The following is a 21953-nucleotide window of genomic DNA, read 5'->3' on the forward strand; positions in this document are numbered from 1 at the left end:
AAATAATACACTAGACGATGCGTGGCAATCGTTATTTAATTGCTTATCGCCCACCATTTTATTTTAGATTTTAATTGTTTTTCTATCTTATGTTGTTATTAATAAGATTATTTAATTATCAATTTATAAAGCCTGGTGATATTTATAATTTTTATTAAATAGGGGAATTAAGATGAATAAGGACTGGCATAGACAAGAAATATTGGCCGCTATACGAAAAAAGAAAGGCTCTCTTTCAGCATTGTCACGAGAGAGCGGGCTTTCCCCCGGAACATTAGCTAACGCACTGACACGCCCGTGGCCAAAAGGTGAAATGATTATCGCGGATGCTATTGGCATTACTCCACAAGAGATATGGCCCAGTAGATTTATCGATTATCGCGGACGTAGCATTATTCGAAGAATAAGGAAAGTCTAGGAGAATGAAATGATGAGTAACTCGTTGATAGATATAAAGTATTGTTATGTGAAGAAGATAAATAATTATGTCCCTCAAAGCTTCTTTGAATGTTCGTGATCTTTCCCTTTAATTGAATGGAAAGAAAAATATAAGAGGGAATGTAAAATGGGAAAAAAACTTATAGACTCACTGGAAATATTAATAAGATTTTGGGAACACAGTTCAGAACCTTGGGCAGTAAAAGATAATCAATCACGATATATTTACGGAAACAATAGGTTGCATAAGTTATTAACCTTACCTGATGGGTTTAATCTGGAAGGGCGAACGGATGGGGATATTCCTGCACCAATATCAGAGTTTGAGGTTGAATTTCAAAAACATGATCGTCAGGTGGAATTGTCACAAGATCGTATAACAGCGGTTGAAATACATGCGTGGGATGGGCTTTCATATTTCACTCCATATTTCGTTGATAAATATCCATTAATAGATAGTAACGGTGTGTCTCAAGGGGTTATTTGTCATGGTAGGCCGGTAGACGATATAATATTAACCTATTTAAATAAAATAAAAGTACCCACGTCGCTTATATTTACTCCACCGTCAGAGGCATTCACAAAAAGAGAGTGGGAAGTGTTGTTTTATGTTTTGCATGCTTTTTCAAGTAAAGAGATCGCTAAAAAGCTCCATCTATCACCCAGGTCAGTCTGCAATATAACCCAAAATATCTATAGTAAGGCTGGAGTTACCAGTAAAAAACAGGTCATAGAATATTGCTATGAAAAGAAGATTAATAATTATGTTCCACAAAGCTTTTTTGAATATTCAGGTTCTTTCCCTCTCATTGGAGGGCGATTAAAATCATAAGGAATCAATAATGGAAAAAACATTACTAAACTCACTAGAAATGCTAATAAGATTTTGGGAGCGCAGTTCTGAGCCTTGGGGAATAAAAGACAATAAATCGAGGTTTATCTATGCAAATCATAGAGTTAATAAATTATGGGACATACCAGATAACTATTGTGTTGAGGGGCGACTAGATGGTGAAATTCCCACACCTTCAGCAGATTTTCAGACTGAATTCCAGGCGCATGACCGTCAGGTTGAGTTATTACAGGAGCGTGTTACATCCGTTGATATACAATTGTATGATGGGAATTCATATTTCACGCCTTATTTCTGCGATAAATATCCATTAATCGATAAAAATGGAGTTTCCCAAGGAACTATTTTCCACTGTAGGCCAGTGACCGATATCATACTCACGCGTTTAAATAAAGTAGACGTCCCGACGTCACTTATGTTTACTCCGCCATCAAAATTGTTCACAAAAAGAGAGTGGGAAGTGTTGTTTTATGTTTTGCATGCTTTTTCAAGTAAAGAGATCGCTAAAAAGCTCCATCTATCACCCAGGTCAGTCTGCAATATAATCCAAAATATCTATAGTAAGGCTGGAGTTACCAGTAAAAAACAGGTCATAGAATATTGCTATGAAAATAAGATAAATAATTATGTCCCGAAAAGCTTTTTTGAATATTCAGGTTCTTTCCCTCTCATTGGAGGGCGATTAAAATCATAAGGAATCAATAATGGAAAAAACATTACTAAACTCACTAGAAATGCTAATAAGATTTTGGGAACACAGTTCAGAACCGTGGGAGGTAAAAGATAATCAATCAAGATATATTTATGCAAATTCTAAATTCAATGAATTTTTAGATTTGCCTAAAAAATACAATGTGGAAGGGCGGTTTGATGGTGAGCTTCCTACTCCGGTCTCAGAGTTTGAAGTAGAATTTCAGAGGCAAGATAGGCAGGTGGAATTAATACAGGATCGTGTTACATCGGTTGAAATACATCTACTTAATGGACTTTCCTATTTCACTGCTTATTTTTGTGATAAATATCCTTTAATCGATGAAAATGGCATTTCACAAGGAGTTATTTGCCATGCCAGACCGGTGCAGGATGTCATATTAACTCATTTAAATAAAATAAAAGTACCCACGTCGCTTGTATTCACCCCTCCATCAAAATTATTTACCAAAAAGGAATGGGAAGTATTATTTTACATTTTACACTTATTTACCAGTAAAGATATTGCTAAAAAACTCCATTTATCATCTAGAACAGTCAGTAATATTACCCAGAAAATATATGATAAGGTTGGTGTTTCCAGTCGGCGGCAGATAGTGGATTATTGCTATGAAAATAAGATAAATAATTATGTCCCGCAAAGCTTTTTTGAATATTCAGGTTCTTTCCCACTTATGTAGGGATAGGCTGCTGCGCCGATTACATGAAATATTTAACGTAATCGGCGGTTATTACTCTATGGCCATTTGGTAAGGCGGTATTAACTGCCCTTATTGCCCTGCTATGACATGCACCTCGCCATGCTGCATTGTCTGACTAACTTGCCGCCCGTGGCTATCAGTGGCTTGCAGAGAGCCATTAAGAGTAGGTTTCAATGGCTTATCTGTTGCCAAGTTACCTTTTACCTGCAATTTCAAATTACCCAGCCCTTGCAGCGGTAATGTTGGCCAGCCCCAATTTTGTAAAATGTTAAGCTCGACAGAGCGGCCAGTCAGCGCGAGTGAGAAGGTTCTGGCTGGTGTTTGGTCAATCGTGGCGTTGGCCTCCAGCAATCCCTCTGTGGTGAAAGCACTTAAATCACTCACTGTAATTTGTTGTTCATTAGCGCTTAGAGCTAATGATGGGCGGCGGACATCGTTTTTATTAAAAGTCGCATTCCCAGCATTCAACATTAATGAGCCAGACCACACTCCCCACTGATGATTTTTGGCGAGCAGTAAATTAGTCCCCGCCGCATCCAGTGACGTCATTTGGAATGGGAAGTCTGGGCTGATATCAATTAACAAGTTACGGTTAGCACTTAACTTGCTGATATAGACCTCGGACAACCAGTTTGGCAGTGTTCGCTGCCATTGCTGCCTCCAGTCAGTGGGGAGGGTATAAACCAGAGCCACCAGTGTCAGCTCGTCGAGTTGTAGGCGGTGGGTATCCCGCGCCCAGTTCCCCTGAGTTCTTAATAGGCCATCTTGCCAACGAGTGGAGAACTGGTTAATTGCTACCCCTGCTGGCGATAATGCTAATGTCGCGATAGGGTCAATCAGATGAATATTACCTTTAATAATGTCACCGGCATTGAGGGATAATTCCCCATCATCACTTTGCCAATCACCTTGCTTAAACGTGATATTTTTAAGGGTGAGATCTAAATCATTAAACGCCCAATTCTGCCCTTCAACCCGCGCATCAATTAAATCAAAGCGTTTCAGCGTAATGGGCGGAAGTTGTAAAAATGTACTCCAGACATCTTCTAAGGCTGCAGAGGTTTGCAGGCGAATATTACTCAAGCGCAAGCTTCCGACCAGCCAACTTCCGTCAGCGGATTGACTGGCATTGCCAGTCAGTTCACCTTGCGCGATATCAGTCCCGAAATTATTCAAAGTAAGAGTGTTTTTCTGTATTGAACCTTGCAGATACAGTTTTTCAGCGGTAATGCCATTGATGGTCAACGAACCCGCGCTGAACTGAAATTGGGCATTTTCACCCAGACTATTACCGGGGAGTGGCTGCCAAGGGATCAGCCCGCCATTGACTTGTTGCCCAGTCACTTTCCACTGACCAGCCGTATTTTGCGGCTCAATAGTGGTATTCAGCACCATATTGGTCAGCCGCAAAGTATCAGCCTGCAAGGGTAGCGGTGATGTGCTGTTATTGAGGGTTAAACTACCATTTTGCAAATTAAGGCTGAGAAAATGGCGAGGTTCGGTCAGTTGTTGCCAGCTCAGACCCAATACGGCCTGCTGAGCAACAAGAAATGGGGGTTGATTGGCCCGCCCTAGCGTGACATCAGTAAAGCTGACTTGCCCTGCTTGTGACCATGAGTGGTCTATTTTCCCCAGAGAGAGGCGATATTCACTGTTATCACTGACCCAACGGCTTAACCAACCAGCAGCCCAGCTAGTTTGAAGCAGTACATAGCACAGCACTGTAGACAGTACTAATAGCAGTAATAACGTTAGCAGCACTTTCCCGAGAAATTTCATTCGGTATTTCCACGCCTGTCTGTATACGGAACTCTGTTTATGCCGCAAATTGTCCATTAGCTCAATAGACAATCAGTTATCGAAGCATAAAAAAATGGCCGGTGTCGTTTCCGACCGGCCATTTCAGTGACGTATTAGCGTAAAGATTATTTTTCTTCTGGGAAGAGTAAGTTAAGTACGATGGCCGTAATACCGCCAGCTGCAATTCCAGAAGAAAGCAGGGTTTTGATCCAGTCAGGTGCAAACTGCAAAATCAGTGGTTGCTGTGCCACACCCATACCGACCGCCAATGACAACGCCATAATCATAATCGCACGGCGGTTAAGGGTTTCGCGAGAGACGATTCGCACACCGGAAGCGGCAATGGTGCCGAACATAACGAGAGTTGCACCGCCCAGCACGGGTTCTGGAATATGCTGCACAAACCCAGCCACAGCAGGGAATAGGCCCAAAACAATCAGCATCAGTGCGACCACAAAACCGACATAGCGGCTGGCAACACCGGTCAACTGGATAACTCCATTGTTTTGGCCAAAGCAGGAGTTAGGGAAAGTGTTAAACACGGCGGAAAGCATGGAGTTCAAGCCATTTGCTAATACACCGCCCTTGAGGCGCTTCATGTACAGCGGGCCGCGAACCGGTTGCTCTGATACATCCGAGGTTGCGGTGATATCCCCGATGGTCTCAAGTGAGGTCACCATGAAGATAAGCATCAGTGGTACCAGCAGGTTCCAGTCAAAAGACAAACCATAGTACAGCGGAGTTGGGATGGTAATCAGGGCGGTGTCTACGACTGGGCGGCTTTCAGGCAACATGCCCAGCGCCCACGCCAACAGGTAACCCACCGCCATGGCGATAACTAAAGAAGCCACTCGTAGATACGGATTGCGCTGGCGGTTCAGTAAAATAATGACTAACAGCACAGAGCCGGCTAATAAGAGATTTTTAGGTGAGCCAAAAGTATGGTCGCTCATCGCACCATAACCGCCACCAATAGATGTCAGTCCAACTTGAATCAATGACAGGCCGATAATCATCACCACAATACCGGATACCAGAGGGGTGATAATGCGGCGCGCCAGATGCAAGAAACGGGAAAGTATAATTTCGGTACAGGACGCAACCATCAAGGTACCGAACAAGGCCGCCATCATGGTCGGGATATCAGCCCCACCATTTTTCAGCGCCAAACCGCCCATAATCAGCGGAGCAACAAAGTTAAAACTGGTGCCCTGAATGGATAACAGGCCAGAGCCCACCGGCCCCCAGGTTTTAATTTGCAGCAGCGACGCCAGGCCGGAGGCAAACAGTGACATGCTGATAATGCGCTGGGTATCTTCCGCTGGCAGCCCTAGCGCCTGACAAATTAGCAGGCCGGGGGTTATCACCGCGACAAACATAGCCAATAAATGTTGGCATGCGGCAAACAAAGTTTGGGCGAGTGGCGGGCGGTCTTCTAAACGATAAATGAGTTCGCTGGGGCGAGTTGTTGTTTGCTGCGGTGCATCAAGTTCGGCGGATTGCGTAGACATGGAGTGGCATTCCCGGATCGGCAAAGAGGGCATTTTAATGATCCGCCTCACAAAAGCAATCGGTTGCGCTGTGTTTTCTTAAATATTCTTGTTTGGCGCTAGTTCATATTTTTCTTTTACTAAACTTGTAATTGAGAGGTTTTTTTCTTCTAATCCTCTTCTTACTGCTTTGGCGTTTATTAAGGAACTGTCTAACGTCATATTTTTATTCGATATTTTAATCGCATGGAGTACCAAGATGTTTCATCTCGATACCTATGGCACGCTAGTCGCGGCCTGTCTGGTTTTATTGTTAGGCCGAAAACTCGTACAAACCGTCCCTTTTCTAAAAAAGTACACCATTCCAGAACCCGTTGCTGGTGGTCTGCTGGTCGCTTTCATGATGCTGCTGATGCAAAAGACCCTCGGTTGGGAAATCAGTTTTGATATGTCGCTGAAAGACCCCTTGATGCTGGCATTCTTTGCAACAATTGGCCTGAATGCTAACTTGGCGAGCTTACGCGCCGGAGGCAAGGCCTTGAGTGTGTTTGTCTTTGTGGTCGTTGGCTTGCTACTGATGCAGAACGCGATTGGCATTGCTCTCGCGAAGCTGATGGGCCTGGATCCACTAATGGGCTTATTGGCAGGTTCAATTACGTTGTCAGGTGGACACGGTACCGGTGCAGCATGGAGCAAAGTGTTTGTTGAGCGCTATGGCTTTGAAAATGCAACTGAAGTTGCCATGGCTTGTGCAACCTTTGGTCTTGTTTTGGGTGGGTTGATTGGTGGCCCAGTTGCTCGCTATCTGGTCAAACACTCTTCCACACCAGATGGCACCCCAGAGGACAGCGAAGTCCCTTCCGCTTTTGAAAAGCCTTCTGCGGGCCGCATGATAACTTCATTGGTGCTGGTCGAAACCATCGCCATGATTGCGATTTGCCTGATGGCTGGCCAAGTAATTTCTGCTGCGTTGCAGGGCACGATGTTTGAATTACCGACCTTTGTCTGTGTGTTATTCGTCGGGGTTATTCTCAGTAACACACTCGCGGTAATCGGCTTCTATAAAGTCTTTGACCGCGCAGTTTCGGTGTTGGGGAATGTCAGTTTGTCACTGTTCCTGGCAATGGCTTTGATGAGCCTGAAACTGTGGGAACTGGCTTCACTGGCATTGCCGATGTTGGTTATCTTGTCGGTACAGGCATTGGCGATGGCGCTGTACGCTATCTTCGTCACTTATCGGTTGATGGGTAAAAACTATGATGCGGCAGTGTTAGCAGCGGGCCATTGTGGTTTTGGTTTAGGTGCGACACCGACGGCCATTGCGAATATGCAGGCCATTACTGACCGTTTCGGTCCATCACATTTAGCTTTCTTGGTGGTGCCGATGGTCGGTGCGTTCTTTATTGATATCGTCAATGTGATCGTGATTAAGCTCTATCTGTTACTGCCAATCTTCCCGGCGGTAGTGGGATAATTCTGTTGTAAGGTAATAGTATTAAGGGGCGGACAAAACCGCCCCTTAATCATCAAGCATTGGTATAACGCGTTCGCTCTGGTAGCCAGCGTTCTATTAATGCCCGTGCATGCTCAGGATATTGTTGATGTAGGTGGCGAGCCACTCTTTGCACTTCTGGAATCATGGCCTGATCACGCAGTAAATCAGCCACTTTAAACTCGGCACTGCCGGTTTGGCGCGTCCCTAATAATTCGCCGGGGCCGCGTATTTCTAAATCCCGCTGGGCGATAACAAAACCGTCATTACTGTCGCGCAACACTTGCAAACGCATCTGAGCCGTTTTACTCAGCGGTGTTTTATACAGCAGAACACAGTGTGAAGCGACGGCACCACGGCCCACGCGGCCACGTAACTGGTGCAATTGCGCTAACCCTAACCGCTCCGGATTATCGATAATCATCAAACTGGCATTCGGAACATCAACGCCAACTTCAATCACTGTGGTGGCAACCAATAATTGCAATTCACCCTGTTTGAAAGCCAGCATAACCGCCTGTTTTTCTGGCCCTTTCATCCGGCCGTGTACCAAACCGACCTTAATCTCCGGCAAGGCGATTTTCAGCTCCTCGCAGGTGACTTCAGCGGCTTGAGCTTCCAGCATCTCAGATTCTTCAATCAAGGTGCAGACCCAGTAAGCCTGTCGGCCCTCTTCCAGACAGGCATTTTTCACCCGCTGAATCACATCACTGCGGCGAGTATCTGGAATCGCTACTGTCGTGACCGGGGTTCTACCAGGAGGCAGTTCGTCAATGACCGAGGTATCGAGATCCGCATAGGCGGTCATCGCCAAGGTGCGCGGGATGGGGGTTGCCGTCATAATCAACTGGTGTGGATGGAAGCCTTGCTCCTCGCCCTTTTCCCATAATGCGAGCCGCTGATGAACACCAAAACGATGCTGCTCATCAATAATAACCAGAGCTAATCCTGAAAACTGCACTTGTTCCTGAAACATGGCGTGAGTACCCACGACCATGGAGACCTGACCGCTGGCCACGGCTTCTTGTTGTGCCAGCCGTGCTTTGCCTTTTTGTTTCCCGGCTAGCCAGCCCACTTGTAAACCTAACGGCTCCAGCCATTGGCGGAAAGTATTGGCATGCTGTTCAGCCAATAACTCAGTGGGAGCCATCAACGCGACCTGCTTACCATGGGCAATAGCACGTAGTGCGGCCAGTGCGGCAACCAGTGTTTTTCCCGAGCCTACATCCCCCTGAATCAGCCGCATCATGGGGAAATTATGTGTCATATCTTGCTCGATTTCCGCCACAACCCGCTGTTGGGCTTGGGTTGGCGTGAAAGGCAGTGCCGCAAGAAAACGTTGTTTAAGTTGTTCTTCGGGCAATAAGGATAACGCCCGATAACTTTGTGCTCCCGCCCTGACCGCCAGCATGCTGAGGTTATGGGCCAGCAGTTCTTCCATTATCAGCCGCCGCTGCGCAGGATGCTTGCCCTGTTCTAAATCGGCTAGTTGAATATCTGCTGGTGGGCGATGCAAAGTATGAATGGCTTCTGGCAGGCTGATCAGCGAGCGGCTCAATTCAATCGGCAACAATTCGGCAATGACGCTGGAATCTAGCATCGCCAGAGCTTGATCAATAAGTTTACGCAAAGTCGCCTGACGAATACCTTCCGTTGTGGGGTAAACGGGGGTCAATGACTCTTGTAATTCAACACCGATATTTTCGCCATGCACCCGATACTCTGGGTGAATGATTTCAGGGCCAGTATTACCCCGTTTAGCTTCGCCATAGGCAATCACATGTTTACCCGGCGATAAGCTATTTTTCATTGCGGCATTGAAGTTGAAAAAACGCAGAGTGAGCACACCGCTACCGTCGCTGATTTGGCAGGTCATCATGCGGCGGCGACCAAAACTGATATCAGAGCGGAGAACTTCACCTTCAACAGTGACGGAAAGGCCGGGCAACAAATCGCCAATTCGGTATAGCCGTGTGCGATCTTCGTAACGTAGCGGAAGGTGAAGCAGCAGGTCTTGAATGGTTTCCAGACCCATCTTAGCCAGTTTTCCAGCCTGACTCGCGCCAACACCGGAAAGTGTACTGAGGGGTACGGCATCCAGTAGGCGGCCTTTCATTTAAGACTCCGTGGATTGCATGGCTGACCACCATTGCGCATCAGCGATAACCTGGCCTTGCTCATCAATATGAGGTTGGGGAAGCCCTTTGCGTTTAGCCACTTGCGCCAGCACCGGGTAGCCACCTTCAAATAATAGCCGCTGTTGCTCATCTTCTGACAAAACACTCTGTGCTCGCTGATACATGCCGGCGTTTTGCCGCTGCCGCTGGGCTTCATACAAAATGAGTGCAGAAGCGACTGATACATTCAGGGATTGCACCATTCCGATCATCGGAATAATGATGTCTTTATCAGCCATTGCCAAGGCTTCTTTAGATATCCCCGTTTTTTCCTGCCCCATTAAAATACAGGTTGGGCGAGTATAATCAATTTCACGAAAATAAACTGCTTTATCAGATAGATGCGTCGCGAGTATTTGCATACCTTGCGATTTTAGATGAGTTATAGCATCGGTAATATCAGAGTGTGTTTTTACCTGAACCCAGCTGTTGCTACCGGCAGCCGAAGAGAGCCGCGTGTACATTTCAGTGGTAGGCCAAATCGCGTGAATCTGATGAATGCCGACGGCATCAGCAGTGCGAATAATCGCGGAGACATTATGAGGTTTATGTACTTGCTCCAGACAAACCGTCAAATCCGGCTGCCTGGTAGCAAGCATTTCACAAATCCGCGCATAGCGTTGAGGATTCATAGGCGTTAATTACGGTTACGGCTGACTTTGACCACATCTGGCATGATACGAATCTTACGCATAATGTTAGCCAGATGGACTCGGTCACGAGTAGTCAGGCGAATAAAGGCGCTGTATACCCGGCCATCTTTCTCTTCAGTATTCAGGCTTTGAATATTAGATTCGGCCGCATTAATTGCCGCAGTCAGATTTGCCAAGGCACCTTGCTGGTTGAACATATCGACTTTAATTTCAGCAATAAACTCTTGCTCAGTCTCTTGATCCCATTCAACCGCCATAAACTTCTCTGGCTCTTTTTGGTAGCCACGGATATTACGGCAGGATTCATGATGGATAACCAAACCTTTGCCGGGGCTGATATGGGCGATAATTGGGTCACCTGGAATTGGACGGCAGCACTTGGCAAAGGTAATCAGGACGCCATCGGCACCTTTAATTGCCAGGTTACGGGTACCAGAAGTTGCCAGCGTGGATAGGTCACCCAATAGGTTTTTCGCCACCACCACACTCATTGCATTACCCAGCCCAATTTCCGCCAGCAAATCATCCAGCGTTGCCAACTTCATACGATCCAATTCATGTTTGATATTTTCTTCAGAAATATCAGACAGTTTTCGACCATTTCCTAAAGCATGATTCAGTAACCGGCGACCAAGGCTTACCGATTCATCACGTTTAAGGTTTTTCAGCAATTGACGAATTTTGGCGCGAGCTTTCGAGCTGACAACAAAATTCAGCCAGGCGGCATTCGGTCGTGCACCCGGAGCGGTAATTATCTCAACAGTTTGGCCACTGCTGAGTGACTGAGAAAGCGGATAGGGCTGGCGGTCAACGCGCGCGCCGACACAAGCATGGCCAATATCAGTATGCACGGCATAAGCAAAATCGACAGGTGTTGCACCGGCCGGTAATTCAACAATGCGCCCTTCCGGGGTGAAAACGTAAATCTCATCAGGGAACAAATCAGATTTTACGCTTTCAATAAATTCAAATGAGCTGCCCGCGCTTTGCTGTAATTCCAGCAAGCTTTGCATCCAGCGCTGAGCGCGGATCTGTGCGGTGGTACCGGACTCACCTTGCTCTTTATAAGCCCAGTGTGCCGCAACCCCCATTTCGGCCATTTGATCCATATCTTCAGTACGGATTTGTACCTCTACCGGAACTCCATGAGGGCCGATTAATGAGGTATGCAACGATTGATAGCCGTTAGCCTTAGGGATAGCAATATAGTCTTTTACTCGGCCAGGGCGGGGTTTATACAGGCTATGAGCTTGCCCCAGCACGCGATAGCAAGTATCGACTTCTTTAACGATAACCCGAAAAGCATAGATATCCATGATGGAGTGAAAACGCTGCTCCTTCAGGTTCATCTTGCAATAGATGGAATAGAGATGCTTTTCTCGACCACTGACGCGGCAAGGTATCCCTGCTTCCGTCAGACGCCCTTCAATTTCCGCCAAGATTTTTTGGATCATCTCTTTGCGGTTACCACGTGCGGCTTTCACCACTTCTTTAATCACGCGGTAGCGATTGGGGTAGAGCGCTTCAAAACCCAACTCTTCCAGCTCGGTTTTTAAATGGTGAATACCCAACCGGTGGGCCAGTGGGCTATATATTTCAAGGGTTTCGCGGGCAATACGGCGACGTTTATCCGGGCGTAAGGAACCCAGCGTTCGCATGTTATGGGTGCGGTCAGCCAGTTTGATCAAAATGACGCGGATATCCTGCACCATCGCCATGATCATTTTGCGGAAGTTCTCCGCCTGGGCTTCTTTCTTATCGCGGAAGTTCAGTTTATCGAGTTTAGAAACGCCCTCGACCAGCTCGGCTACGCTTTTCCCAAACAACTGCTCCATATCTTGATAGGTAGCAGGGGTATCTTCAATGACGTCATGTAACAGCGCCGCCATTAAAGTTTCGTAATCGAGCCGCATCTCCGCAAGGATACAGGCCACAGCAACCGGGTGAGTGATATAGGGCTCACCACTGGAGCGTGTCTGACCCTCGTGAGCATCACGTGCGACAAGGTATGCCTGTTTGAGGCGCTTAATCTGCTCCTCTGGCAGGTAACGTAGAATCAGCAGATTCAGGCTTTCAAACAGGTACAAAGTAGACTCGCTGTCTAATTAACGACGACCTTCAGCAATCGCGGTTACCGCTTGGATCTCTGCGGCTTCCTGCTCTTGCTGTTCTTGGCGTTCACGTACATCGAGAATCTGATTTGTAATCAGGCCTTCTTCGATTTCGCGCAGCGCAATCACAGTAACTTTATCGTTTTCTTCTGGAACCAGTGCGTCTTTACCGCCGGACTGGATTTGACGTGCCCGACGAGCAGCGACCAACACCAGGTCAAAACGGTTACCAATTTTCTCTACAGCGTCTTGAACAGTTACGCGTGCCATAATTCTGCTACTCCACAGGTGACGAAATGACTGGGCATGATACTGAAACTCTGTTCAGTCTGCCAATAATTTGGTGATTAAAGCGTCATGCCGCTGTTTCTGGCGGCCTAAACGCAGTCGTTCAGCGCGAATAATGGTTTTCAGATCAGACAATGCCAGATTGAAATCATCATTCACGATTAAATAATCATATTCTGCGTAGTGGGTCATCTCCGCGACAGCTTGCGCCATTCGCTTTGCAATAACCTCCTCGCTATCCTGCCCACGGCCACGCAAGCGGCGATCCAATTCTTCTTTGGATGGGGGCAAAATAAAAATACTGCGCGCGGTTGGCATTTTTGCGCGAATTTGCTGCGCGCCTTGCCAGTCGATATCTAAAAACACGTCGACACCGGTTGCGAGAATCTGCTCAATCGCCAGACGTGAGGTGCCATAGTAATTTTCAAAAACTTTGGCATGCTCAAGAAAAGCATCGTCATCAATCATCTGGCAAAACTCTTCCTTAGAAACAAAGAAGTAATGCTCGCCGTGATTCTCCCCTGGACGTATAGCACGTGTGGTATGAGAAACAGAAACCTGCGTGTCGTACAAAGGTTGTGTTTTTAACAAAGCCTGAATCAGGCTTGATTTCCCTGCCCCACTAGGTGCAGAAACTATGTATAGCGTGCCTTGAACCATGATGACGTTTCAGTTGATTAGGTTGATATGTAGAAAGCAGAAGTGTGAATCTCCGCACAGTATACACGGCTGTAACGCGTCATGCAGCGTTACAACACATTTCACCTCAATGTTTCGCCCATAAACAGCACGTTTTTATGATTTTGCGGGGAGCATTGCGTAATTTCAGCATGTTGCAGCAAGTGCAAAAGTATTATTCGGTCACCTACGCATTTAAGTTTTTTCCCCTTCGACGGACGAGCCATTTCAGGTTTTACTGCCCGCCAGCAAAGGGAGGTACTGATGAATGCGCAAAAAATTGAAAATACTAAGCCTACTGACATTTGGTTTTATAAATTTGGGGGCCAGAGCGGAGTCTGTGTGCCCTGAATGGTCAGAAGAAAGAATGTCAGGCGAAATTAATCTTTTGGATAAGCAGCTCCTTCAGTGGGATTTGGCGTATCACCAGCAAGGTATTAGCCTGCTTTCTGATAATATTTACGATCAATTGCAGGACAAATTGCATGGGTGGCGATTATGTCATGGGCTACCGGATACGAAGAATAGTACGTTGATAGCGGGTAACGGGAAGAGTCCTCATCCTGTTGCTCATACCGGCTTAAAAAAGCTTAAAGATGAAACTGCACTTATTGACTGGATGGCGGGGCGGAAGAATCTCTGGGTGCAGCCCAAAATAGATGGCGTTGCGGTCACATTGGTTTATCAGGCTGGAAACCTGACTCAAATTTTGAGCCGAGGAAATGGCTTGAAAGGTCAGGACTGGACGGATAAAGCACCGCTTATTTCTGCTATTCCTCAATATATTGCCGCAGCGCCCCCTTTGTTAACTCTACAGGGGGAATTATTCTTACAAATGGAGGGACATCAACAAGTGCAGTCGGGAGGTGTCAATGCCCGAGCTTCAGTTGCAGGCGCACTGATGCGCAAGTCTGCAACCCCATTGCTGGCCAAATTGGGTATTTTTATTTGGGCATGGCCGGATGGGCCAAAAAGTATGAAGAAAAAAACCGAATTATTAAAAGAAATGGGATTTCCTTTAACTGCTTATTACAGCGAACCCGTTTTTTCCAGTCGCGATGTTGCTCACTGGCGAAAGCTCTGGTTTCAAATGCCGCTACCTTTTGTGACTGATGGCGTGGTCATCCGCCAAGAAGATGAGCCAGCAGGGCGTCATTGGCATGCAACACCAGGAAACTGGTCTGTGGCATGGAAATATCCACCTCCCCAGCAAATAACTGAAATCAAAGATATCCATTTTACGGTTGGTCGTACCGGTAAAGTTACCGCTATTTTACAGGTTGCTCCGGTAAAAATTGATGACAAATGGATTCGTAGAGTAAATGTTGGTTCTATTGCCCGTTGGAAACAGTGGGATATTGTGCCGGGTGATCAAGTCACTATCACATTGGCTGGGCAGGGGATTCCACGATTGGATCATGTTATCTGGCGAGTAAGCCAGCGCCACGAAATTACCCCACCTGCTGCAAATAAGTTCCATCAGTTAAGTTGTTTTCGCCTTTTACCACCCGAGTGTAAACCCCAATTTCTATCTCGCTTAGCATGGCTTAGTAGTGCTAACGGGCTAGATATGCAGAATGTGGGAAGTGGGCTTTGGCGAGAGCTTGTCCATCATGGGCTTATTAATAGTCTGGTCGATTGGTTATCACTGTCTGTAGAACAAATTGCGGCAGTTCCTGGTATTGGGCAAGGTCGAGCAGAGAAAATTTATCTGCAATTTCAACGCGCCAGACAACAGCCTTTTCCTCAATGGTTACAGGCTTTGGGATTCCCACAGGCGATACCTATTGATTCTCAGTGGCGCTCTTTACAGCAACGGAGTATTGCCGAATGGCGCTTAATATCAGGTATTGGGGCGGTGCGGGCGAAACAAATTAATCATTTTTTACATCACCCAGAAATCCAAACGATGGCTGATTTCTTATCGCAACAGGGAATTACAGGGTTTCGGCCCGAAGAGTAATCTCCGGGATTAGCTTAATGTTCTGAATGTTCATATTTGAATACGGGCAGGCCAAGGCGGAATCTCAGTGCCAGCAACCGTGCGCTTAGCCCAGTGACCAGTGTAATAATAATAACCCAGTTATGGGATAGCGGCGTGTATTGCTGTAGCGCTATGTAGATCCACGCAGCAGCAAACGAGATACCGGCATAAATTTCTTTCTGAAACACTAATGGAATGCAGTTACAGAACATATCGCGCAGGACACCGCCAAACACGCCGGTAATCACAGCGGCTATGGCCGCAATAATAGTGCTGTGGCCCATATCGAGGGCGATTTGTGCGCCAATAATAGAAAAAACAATCAGTCCGATGGCATCAAGCACTAAAAACAAATGGCGCAAATGCTTCATTAACGGAGCCATCCAGGTTGTGACGATCGCAGCAACGGCGACAATCACAATATATTCGGGGTGCTTAACCCACCCAAGCGGATAGTGGCCCAGCAACATATCTCTGACTGAGCCGCCACCGATAGCAGTTGCAGATGCAATGATAATGACGCCAAACATATCCATCTGACGGCGGCCTGCAGCCAGTGCACCAGTCATGGCTTCAGCGGTGATACCGATAATATAAAGAACACTGAGTAGCATATTGGATGTAATTTCTTAAGGGCGGCAAAGGGGGGCAGCTTAGTCACTAAGCAAAAACGTCGCGACTGAGATTTTCTAAACCATGTATTTCAAATTATTTAATTTAATTGAAATATTAATTATCTTATTGATGTTTTTATATAAAAAAAGAATTGTCGTTTTATTGGTCATTAGTTATTTTAGGGTGAAAATCAGTTATTAAGATAGAGTGAGAGAGCTAAACGGTCATTTGACGATCATTCTACTTGATTGCAGAGTAACTCATCGAGTGGTAGTTTTTATCTCTATTTTATCTTTTATTTCAGTGGGATTTTTCATGGGTAAGTGTGTTAGTTCGCGCCAATATCGGGCGGTGTTCTTAGCTGGTATGGTAGCTATCGGTGCATTGCTGAGCGGTTGTATTGATAGAACGGGTCAAGCCAATACAGCAACAGTAACATCTCCCGCCTGTATTAAAGGTGAACCGATGACACAAACAACTCTCTTTTTCGGTTTGAACCGTCCTCATGGCCCAGCTATTTCCACCACTGAATGGCAGTCTTTTGTTGATAATGATGTAACCAGCCGATTCAAGGATGGCCTGACAGTTATTGATACTAAAGGGCAATGGTTGGGAAATGATGGCAATGTGGCTAAAGAAAATAGTAAGGCGTTGGTGCTTATTCATAAAGATGACAAAGAGAATGCAATAGAAGCGCTGCGTTCCCGGTATAAACAGCAGTTTGCGCAAGAGTCTGTTATGCGTGTTGATACTATAGTATGTGCTGATTTCTAACGGTAAATATTGAGTTTGAGCTTTATGGCCTTTTATCTCCCGACAGGAAGTAAAAGGCCTGTAATATCATTAACTTCATATGGCTAAACCGTGTTTTTGTTACAAGACCAGCCCGGCAATAGCAGCAGAAAGTAAGCTAACTAAAGTTGAACCATATACTAGCTTTAATCCGAATCGTGAAACGACATTACCTTGCTGCTCATTCAGCCCTTTAATGGCACCAGCAACAATCCCAATAGAGGCAAAATTAGCAAAAGAGACTAAAAATACAGAAAGAATACCCAAACCTTTCGGCGACATTTCGGCTGCAACTTTTTTCAGCTCAATCATGGCAACGAACTCATTTGCCACCAGTTTGGTCGCCATAATACTCCCTGCATGCAAAGCATCTTGAGCGGGAATGCCAATCAGTAGAGCCAGTGGATAAAATAGATATCCCAGTACGCCTTGGAAACTGATGTTGAATAAGGTGCTAAATAAAGCATTAATGGCTGAAATTATAGCAATAAACCCAATTAACATTGCGGCTATAATCATAGCGATTTTAAAGCCAGCCAGAATATATTCTCCAAGCATTTCAAAAAAACCTTGATCTTCATGAAGCTTATTTAGCTTTAACTCAGGTTCTTCTGTGACAGTGTAAGGGTTAATAATAGAAAGTATAATAAAAGTACTAAACATATTTAGTATGAGTGCTGTTACTACAAACTTTGGATCGAGCATGGTCATATAAGCACTGACAATCGACATGGAGACAGTCGACATCGCAGTGGCCGCCATGGTGTACATTCTGCGCGGCGAGATATCGGCAATAATGCCTTTATAGGCAATGAAATTCTCTGACTGCCCCAGAATTAATGTGCTTACGGCATTAAAAGACTCCAGCTTACCCATACCATTTACTTTGGATAACAGGGTGCCAACAATCCGTATGATGAGCGGTAATATGCGAAAATGCTGTAAAATACCAATCAATGCAGATACGAAAATAATTGGGCAAAGAACATTCAGAAATATAAACGCCAAGCCTTGCTCATTCATTCCACCAAAAACAAAACTGGTGCCAACTGAAGCAAACTTCATCAAGGATTCGAATAATCCAGCAAAATATTTTATCGCGCCTAACCCACTTTCTGAGTGTAAAAAGAAATAAGCCAGTAAGATTTCTATAATGAGTAACTGAAAAATATAACGAAGTTTAATGTTTTTACGGTCGTGGCTAGCCAGTAAAGCCAATACTGCAATAGCAATGAGTGCCAAAAGAAAGTGCAGAATCTGCAGCATAAAAAATCCGTCAGGGATAAAGATTTAGCCAGCATTTTATCCATATTGGCAGATTTTTTTCATCTGAAATTCGATCTTCTTGAAAATATATATTCTACTTATTCCCTAATAGCGCCTTAAATATTCCGGTTGTTTAAATTTTTACTGCTTTTTTCATCATTTATCCATTGGGTGACTCACTATTTATCTGCCCACTTAAGTTGCCACCATTAAGGCAAATGTAGCACTTCCTCAAGAAGGCTGAGGCGATAGCACCATCTGTGTTTAACTCACCCATAGGATAGAATATGAACATGATTAATCTCCCTAGTTGCCGTTCTTTTACTGAAGCCGGCCATTTATCTCAAATATCGGCTTATTACGAAGAAGGTCGCAATACCATGTGGATGTTGCTGCGTGCTCATCCTCGCCCCTGTTTTAATCTGGAGTTAATTGAAAATATTATGACATTGGTGCAGGCCGCTAAAGAATCAAAATTACCTATCGATTTTTGGGTAACCGGCTCAATGGTGCCTAATATATTTAATGTAGGGGGGGATTTAAACTTTTTCGCCCAAATGATCAGAAATCGTAAGCGGGAAGCGCTAATGGCCTATGCTCGTGCTTGCGTAGATTGTGTTCATGCGGCTTCTCGCGGGTTCGATACTGGTGCCATCTCTATTGCAATGATTGAAGGAAGTGCATTGGGAGGAGGATTTGAAGCGGCATTAGCGCATCACTTTGTATTAGCACAGACGACCGCCAGAATGGGATTTCCGGAAATTGCATTTAATTTATTTCCGGGCATGGGGGGATATTCGCTGGTTGCCAGAAAAGCGGGTATGAAAGTGGCAGAACAACTGATTTGGACTGGCGAATCCCATGCTGCGGAATGGTATGAGAGCCGTGGATTAATCGATAAGTTATTTCAGCCGGGGGATGCCTATCTTGCGACACGCACATTTATAGACACTATCAAGCCTAAACTAAATGGCATACGAGCTATGGTTCGAGTGCGACAGCGTGTTCTACAATTAACGCGTTCTGAATTAATGGATATTACAGAAGACTGGGTCGATTCTGCATTGTCTATTGAGCCGAAAGATATCGCCTATATTGAACGGCTGGTTATGTTGCAAGACAGACATGCTTCAGGAATACCGAAAGCTATATAGTTTTTGCATCTAATCCAGTGAAAGGTGAGGATGTTGTGTTACCAGCCAATGCTCCAGTTCATCTGCGGGCATTGGCTTAGCATAAAGGAACCCTTGTTTTTCATCAATCCCAATAGAATCCAGAAATTCCTCTTCCTCTTTAGTTTCCACTCCTTCGGCAATTACTTGCATTTTAAGTGCCTCGGCGACAACGATAATGGCTCGAACCAGAGATTGTGAAATAGGATTAGTATCAATATGGCGAACAAAACTTTGATCTAGCTTAATGGCATCAATAGGGATGCGCGCTAACTGAGAGAGTGAAGAATAACCCGTGCCAAAATCATCTAAGTGAACTTGAGCACCTAAATGGCGTAGCTGTTTCATTATATTGATAGCAGCATCTTCATTATCAATTAAGCAACTTTCCGTTAATTCAACATCGACCAAGCTAGATTCCAGTTCGCTGGCTTCGAGAGATTCAATAAAGCTGGTAACGATAGCCTCATCCATCAATTGTCGAGCAGAAACATTGACTGCAACTCGTAGGTTAATTCCGCGTTTTCTCCAATCGACGGCTTGTTGCATCGATGTTTGCAGTACCCATTTACCTAGTGGTCTGATAAGTCCGGACTCTTCGGCATAGGAGATAAACTCCAGAGGAGCAATTAAACCTCGTTCAGGCGATAACCATCTGACGAGTGCTTCTACACTGTGCACTTTTCCTGTTTTAGTCGATATTTTGGGCTGGTAATAGATCTGTAATTGGTGCTGTTCTAAACCCTTGCGTAAATTGGTATCGAGCCAAACATATTCGGATACTTTTTTATTCATTTGCTGCGAGAAAATTGAATAGGTTTGTTTTCCATGTTCTTTTGCAGTGTACATAGCGGTATCTGCACTGCGAATAATATTTTCCAGTGTGTCGCCATGCTCAGGACATAATGCAATACCAATTGAACAGCCGGTATATACCTCGATCAATCCAACCCGGAAAGGCAATTTCATGCGGTTAAGAATTCTCTGCGTAGTTTTTTCAAGCAAGTTCATGGTGGCATTTTCGACCAAAACAATAAATTCATCACCTCCTAGCCGTGCAAGCATTTCGTTGTCATCCAGGCAACTTAAAATTGCCAGAGAAACATCTTTCAGTAATCGATCACCAAACATATGGCCGTAATGGTCATTCACTTTTTTGAAGTTATCGAGATCGAGATAAATAATACCTACCGAGGTGTCACCACGGGTTTGGATTGCGCTGTTTATGCGTTCATGAATAGCATGGCGATTAGGTAAACCAGTAATCATATCGGTATTAGCCAGAATCCTAAGGCGCTCTTGAGCGCGTCTCTCTTTGGTAATATCAGTGCCAGAGCAGATGAGATAGCGCTCATTTTTACCGCTACCACTGTGAACAAATTTATTGCGGAATAAAAATAGGCGCTTTCCTTTGACAGTGTTAACCCAACGTTCAGCTTCATAAGATGCACCTCGCTGAAAAAACCCCTCAATATTCTTCCGTGACGACGCCCCTTCCTTGGCTGTCATAAATAAGTCATAGACATTTTTACCAATAACATCTTGCTCTTTCTTACCGGTATATTCTTCACTAAGGTGGTTAAATCGTTGTACGCAGCCATCTTTATCAAGAATAACAATCACTGAATTAGCTTCAGAAACGACCTGCTCTGCAAAGGAAAGGCCTATGACCAAATCACGAGCTACAGATTCAGTATCAGCATAGGCTGAGGCAGTACCTCCCCATTCTTTCTCATTAATTTTGCGGCCGACAAGATGTAGATGAAGGGGGTGACCATAAATTTCAATTTCAATATCTAAACTTGCAGTAATTCCGGTTAATCTTCGGATTCTCATTGTTTGAACTGAATTAAGGGGTATTGCGATATTTGTTGCCCCTTTAATTGCAGATAACTCTAAAGCTTGGCTATCAAAAGCAAGCCGCCAAAATGGGCTATGAGTACCAAAGTAAGTACTGAGGATCGACGTGTCTTGGTTTTCGAACATATGCGATCCCCTAAAAGTGTATATGAGTCTTTTACTTACCTTAGCCAGAAACTCAGAAGGCTCTATTCCTAACCCTCCCAGTGATGATAATCATCCTGACCTGTAGAACATGGCTCTATCCAGATCATCCACCGGATAAAGTATATGTGTAATTTATTCATACCAGATCGTAGATAGTAGCGATAATCATATTAAATGCTTTTTCTACTTTAAGGTTGTGATGAAAGTTAAGCATGAAAAAAATAAAAGACACTATTTTTTATATTGTTATGTTCATTTAGGCTAAATCCTAAAATGAGGAAAGAGGGATGAGAAACGGTTTACTGGGGTTGTAATGGGGGATAAGTAGGGTTTTTAGCGAGTTAATGATGGAAGTATACCAGTGGTAAGTAATCTGGGTATTCCATTTTGAAATAAGATGAGAATACCCAAGGTAAATCATGATTATGGTTTTTCTGCGATTCTTTTCAGATACTCATTATTTTTGAATGCAATCATGATCATCTCAAAACCAATACGGGAACTAATGCCACCGCCGATGATGATGGCAATCCCTATGAAGAAACTGCCAAACATCGCCAGTACGCCGGATACAATGATGCCAAACAGTGAGAGCCAATATAAAATAGTAAGAATTTTTGGTGTCAGCATTGAATCAAAATAAAGCACATTCTGCATCAGTCAGTACCGCGGCACCGTATTTCAGCAGTTTTTCTCTTGGGGCCATATGCCCATACCACTCATCC

The 21953-nt window shown here is 44.9% G+C and carries 19 protein-coding genes and 2 pseudogenes; 9 read left to right on the forward strand and 12 right to left on the reverse strand.

Annotated features, from left to right (window positions below):
- The first annotated feature begins 172 nt into the window (after positions 1-172).
- The 5 genes and pseudogenes from FTA91_RS17375 (at position 173) to FTA91_RS17390 (ending at position 2682) form a co-directional block, all read left to right on the forward strand.
- A complete protein-coding gene (locus tag FTA91_RS17375; RefSeq protein ID WP_050114857.1) occupies positions 173-418 on the forward strand; it encodes a helix-turn-helix domain-containing protein in 246 nt (81 codons plus the stop codon).
- Positions 419-454: 36 nt separating this feature from the next.
- Positions 455-517, forward strand: a pseudogene (locus FTA91_RS20600) (helix-turn-helix transcriptional regulator); the annotation flags it as partial.
- A gap of 48 nt (positions 518-565) precedes the next feature.
- Positions 566-1270 (forward strand): helix-turn-helix transcriptional regulator, encoded by a 705-nt coding sequence (locus FTA91_RS17380; protein WP_145535742.1) that lies wholly within the window; start codon positions 566-568, stop codon positions 1268-1270.
- Between the two features lie 10 nt (positions 1271-1280).
- Positions 1281-1985, forward strand: coding sequence for a helix-turn-helix transcriptional regulator (locus FTA91_RS17385; RefSeq protein WP_145583678.1), 705 nt, complete (start codon positions 1281-1283; stop codon positions 1983-1985).
- Positions 1986-1995: 10 nt separating this feature from the next.
- Positions 1996-2682, forward strand: a complete 687-nt coding sequence (locus tag FTA91_RS17390) for a helix-turn-helix transcriptional regulator (protein ID WP_050114850.1) — start codon at positions 1996-1998, stop codon at positions 2680-2682.
- Positions 2683-2772: 90 nt separating this feature from the next.
- On the opposite strand, the gene FTA91_RS17395 is transcribed toward FTA91_RS17390, so the two are convergent.
- Positions 2773-4482, reverse strand: a complete 1710-nt coding sequence (locus tag FTA91_RS17395) for an AsmA family protein (RefSeq protein WP_145583679.1) — start codon at positions 4480-4482, stop codon at positions 2773-2775.
- 146 nt (positions 4483-4628) lie between these two features.
- Complete coding sequence (locus FTA91_RS17400; protein WP_050114847.1) at positions 4629-6014, reverse strand: uracil-xanthine permease family protein; 1386 nt, start codon at positions 6012-6014, stop codon at positions 4629-4631.
- A gap of 238 nt (positions 6015-6252) precedes the next feature.
- On the opposite strand from FTA91_RS17400, the gene gltS reads away from it, so the two are divergent.
- Entirely contained in the window at positions 6253-7467 is a 1215-nt protein-coding gene (gltS, locus tag FTA91_RS17405; protein WP_145535740.1) for a sodium/glutamate symporter, read from the forward strand.
- Between the two features lie 52 nt (positions 7468-7519).
- On the opposite strand, the gene recG is transcribed toward gltS, so the two are convergent.
- Genes recG through gmk form a run of 5 tightly spaced genes read right to left on the reverse strand, consistent with a single transcriptional unit; the run spans position 7520 to position 13374 of the window.
- Positions 7520-9601 carry an ATP-dependent DNA helicase RecG gene (gene recG, locus FTA91_RS17410; protein ID WP_145583682.1) on the reverse strand — a complete coding sequence of 694 codons (2082 nt, stop codon included), beginning with the start codon at positions 9599-9601 and terminating at the stop codon, positions 7520-7522.
- Positions 9602-10294, reverse strand: coding sequence for a tRNA (guanosine(18)-2'-O)-methyltransferase TrmH (gene trmH, locus FTA91_RS17415; RefSeq protein ID WP_145583684.1), 693 nt, complete (start codon positions 10292-10294; stop codon positions 9602-9604). It lies immediately after the preceding gene.
- Positions 10295-10299: 5 nt separating this feature from the next.
- Positions 10300-12402: a bifunctional GTP diphosphokinase/guanosine-3',5'-bis pyrophosphate 3'-pyrophosphohydrolase gene (gene spoT, locus FTA91_RS17420; RefSeq protein WP_050114839.1), complete on the reverse strand. Its 2103-nt coding sequence runs from the start codon at positions 12400-12402 to the stop codon at positions 10300-10302.
- An 18-nt stretch (positions 12403-12420) separates the two neighbouring features.
- Entirely contained in the window at positions 12421-12696 is a 276-nt protein-coding gene (gene rpoZ, locus FTA91_RS17425; protein ID WP_004392061.1) for a DNA-directed RNA polymerase subunit omega, read from the reverse strand.
- A 54-nt stretch (positions 12697-12750) separates the two neighbouring features.
- Positions 12751-13374, reverse strand: a complete 624-nt coding sequence (gmk, locus tag FTA91_RS17430; RefSeq protein ID WP_050114838.1) for a guanylate kinase — start codon at positions 13372-13374, stop codon at positions 12751-12753.
- A gap of 286 nt (positions 13375-13660) precedes the next feature.
- Here gmk and ligB point away from each other — a divergent pair, with 286 nt between their 5' ends.
- Positions 13661-15355, forward strand: a complete 1695-nt coding sequence (ligB, locus tag FTA91_RS17435; RefSeq protein WP_145535734.1) for an NAD-dependent DNA ligase LigB — start codon at positions 13661-13663, stop codon at positions 15353-15355.
- 14 nt (positions 15356-15369) lie between these two features.
- Here the strand turns inward: ligB and FTA91_RS17440 are convergent, their stop codons facing one another.
- Positions 15370-15990: a trimeric intracellular cation channel family protein gene (locus FTA91_RS17440; protein WP_145535732.1), complete on the reverse strand. Its 621-nt coding sequence runs from the start codon at positions 15988-15990 to the stop codon at positions 15370-15372.
- Positions 15991-16306: 316 nt separating this feature from the next.
- Between FTA91_RS17440 and FTA91_RS17445 the strand changes: the two genes are divergently transcribed.
- A complete protein-coding gene (locus tag FTA91_RS17445; RefSeq protein WP_050114831.1) occupies positions 16307-16765 on the forward strand; it encodes a DUF3574 domain-containing protein in 459 nt (152 codons plus the stop codon).
- A gap of 99 nt (positions 16766-16864) precedes the next feature.
- On the opposite strand, the gene FTA91_RS17450 is transcribed toward FTA91_RS17445, so the two are convergent.
- Positions 16865-18049 (reverse strand): NupC/NupG family nucleoside CNT transporter, encoded by a 1185-nt coding sequence (locus tag FTA91_RS17450; protein ID WP_145583686.1) that lies wholly within the window; start codon positions 18047-18049, stop codon positions 16865-16867.
- Positions 18050-18336: 287 nt separating this feature from the next.
- Between FTA91_RS17450 and FTA91_RS17455 the strand changes: the two genes are divergently transcribed.
- On the forward strand, positions 18337-19203 hold the full coding sequence (locus tag FTA91_RS17455; RefSeq protein ID WP_050114828.1) for a crotonase/enoyl-CoA hydratase family protein: 867 nt from the start codon (positions 18337-18339) through the stop codon (positions 19201-19203).
- Between the two features lie 9 nt (positions 19204-19212).
- Here FTA91_RS17455 and pdeR read toward each other — a convergent pair whose 3' ends face one another.
- The 3 genes and pseudogenes from pdeR to FTA91_RS20640 form a co-directional block, all read right to left on the reverse strand.
- Entirely contained in the window at positions 19213-21207 is a 1995-nt protein-coding gene (gene pdeR, locus FTA91_RS17460; RefSeq protein WP_145535730.1) for a cyclic di-GMP phosphodiesterase, read from the reverse strand.
- A 444-nt stretch (positions 21208-21651) separates the two neighbouring features.
- A complete protein-coding gene (locus tag FTA91_RS17465; RefSeq protein WP_145583688.1) occupies positions 21652-21885 on the reverse strand; it encodes a DUF4282 domain-containing protein in 234 nt (77 codons plus the stop codon).
- Positions 21878-21953: pseudogene (locus FTA91_RS20640) on the reverse strand (RadC family protein); the annotation flags it as partial. The pseudogene FTA91_RS20640 and the gene FTA91_RS17465, both read right to left, overlap by 8 nt.

Source organism: Yersinia thracica (assembly GCF_902170565.1).
Classification (GTDB): Bacteria; Pseudomonadota; Gammaproteobacteria; order Enterobacterales; family Enterobacteriaceae; genus Yersinia; species Yersinia thracica.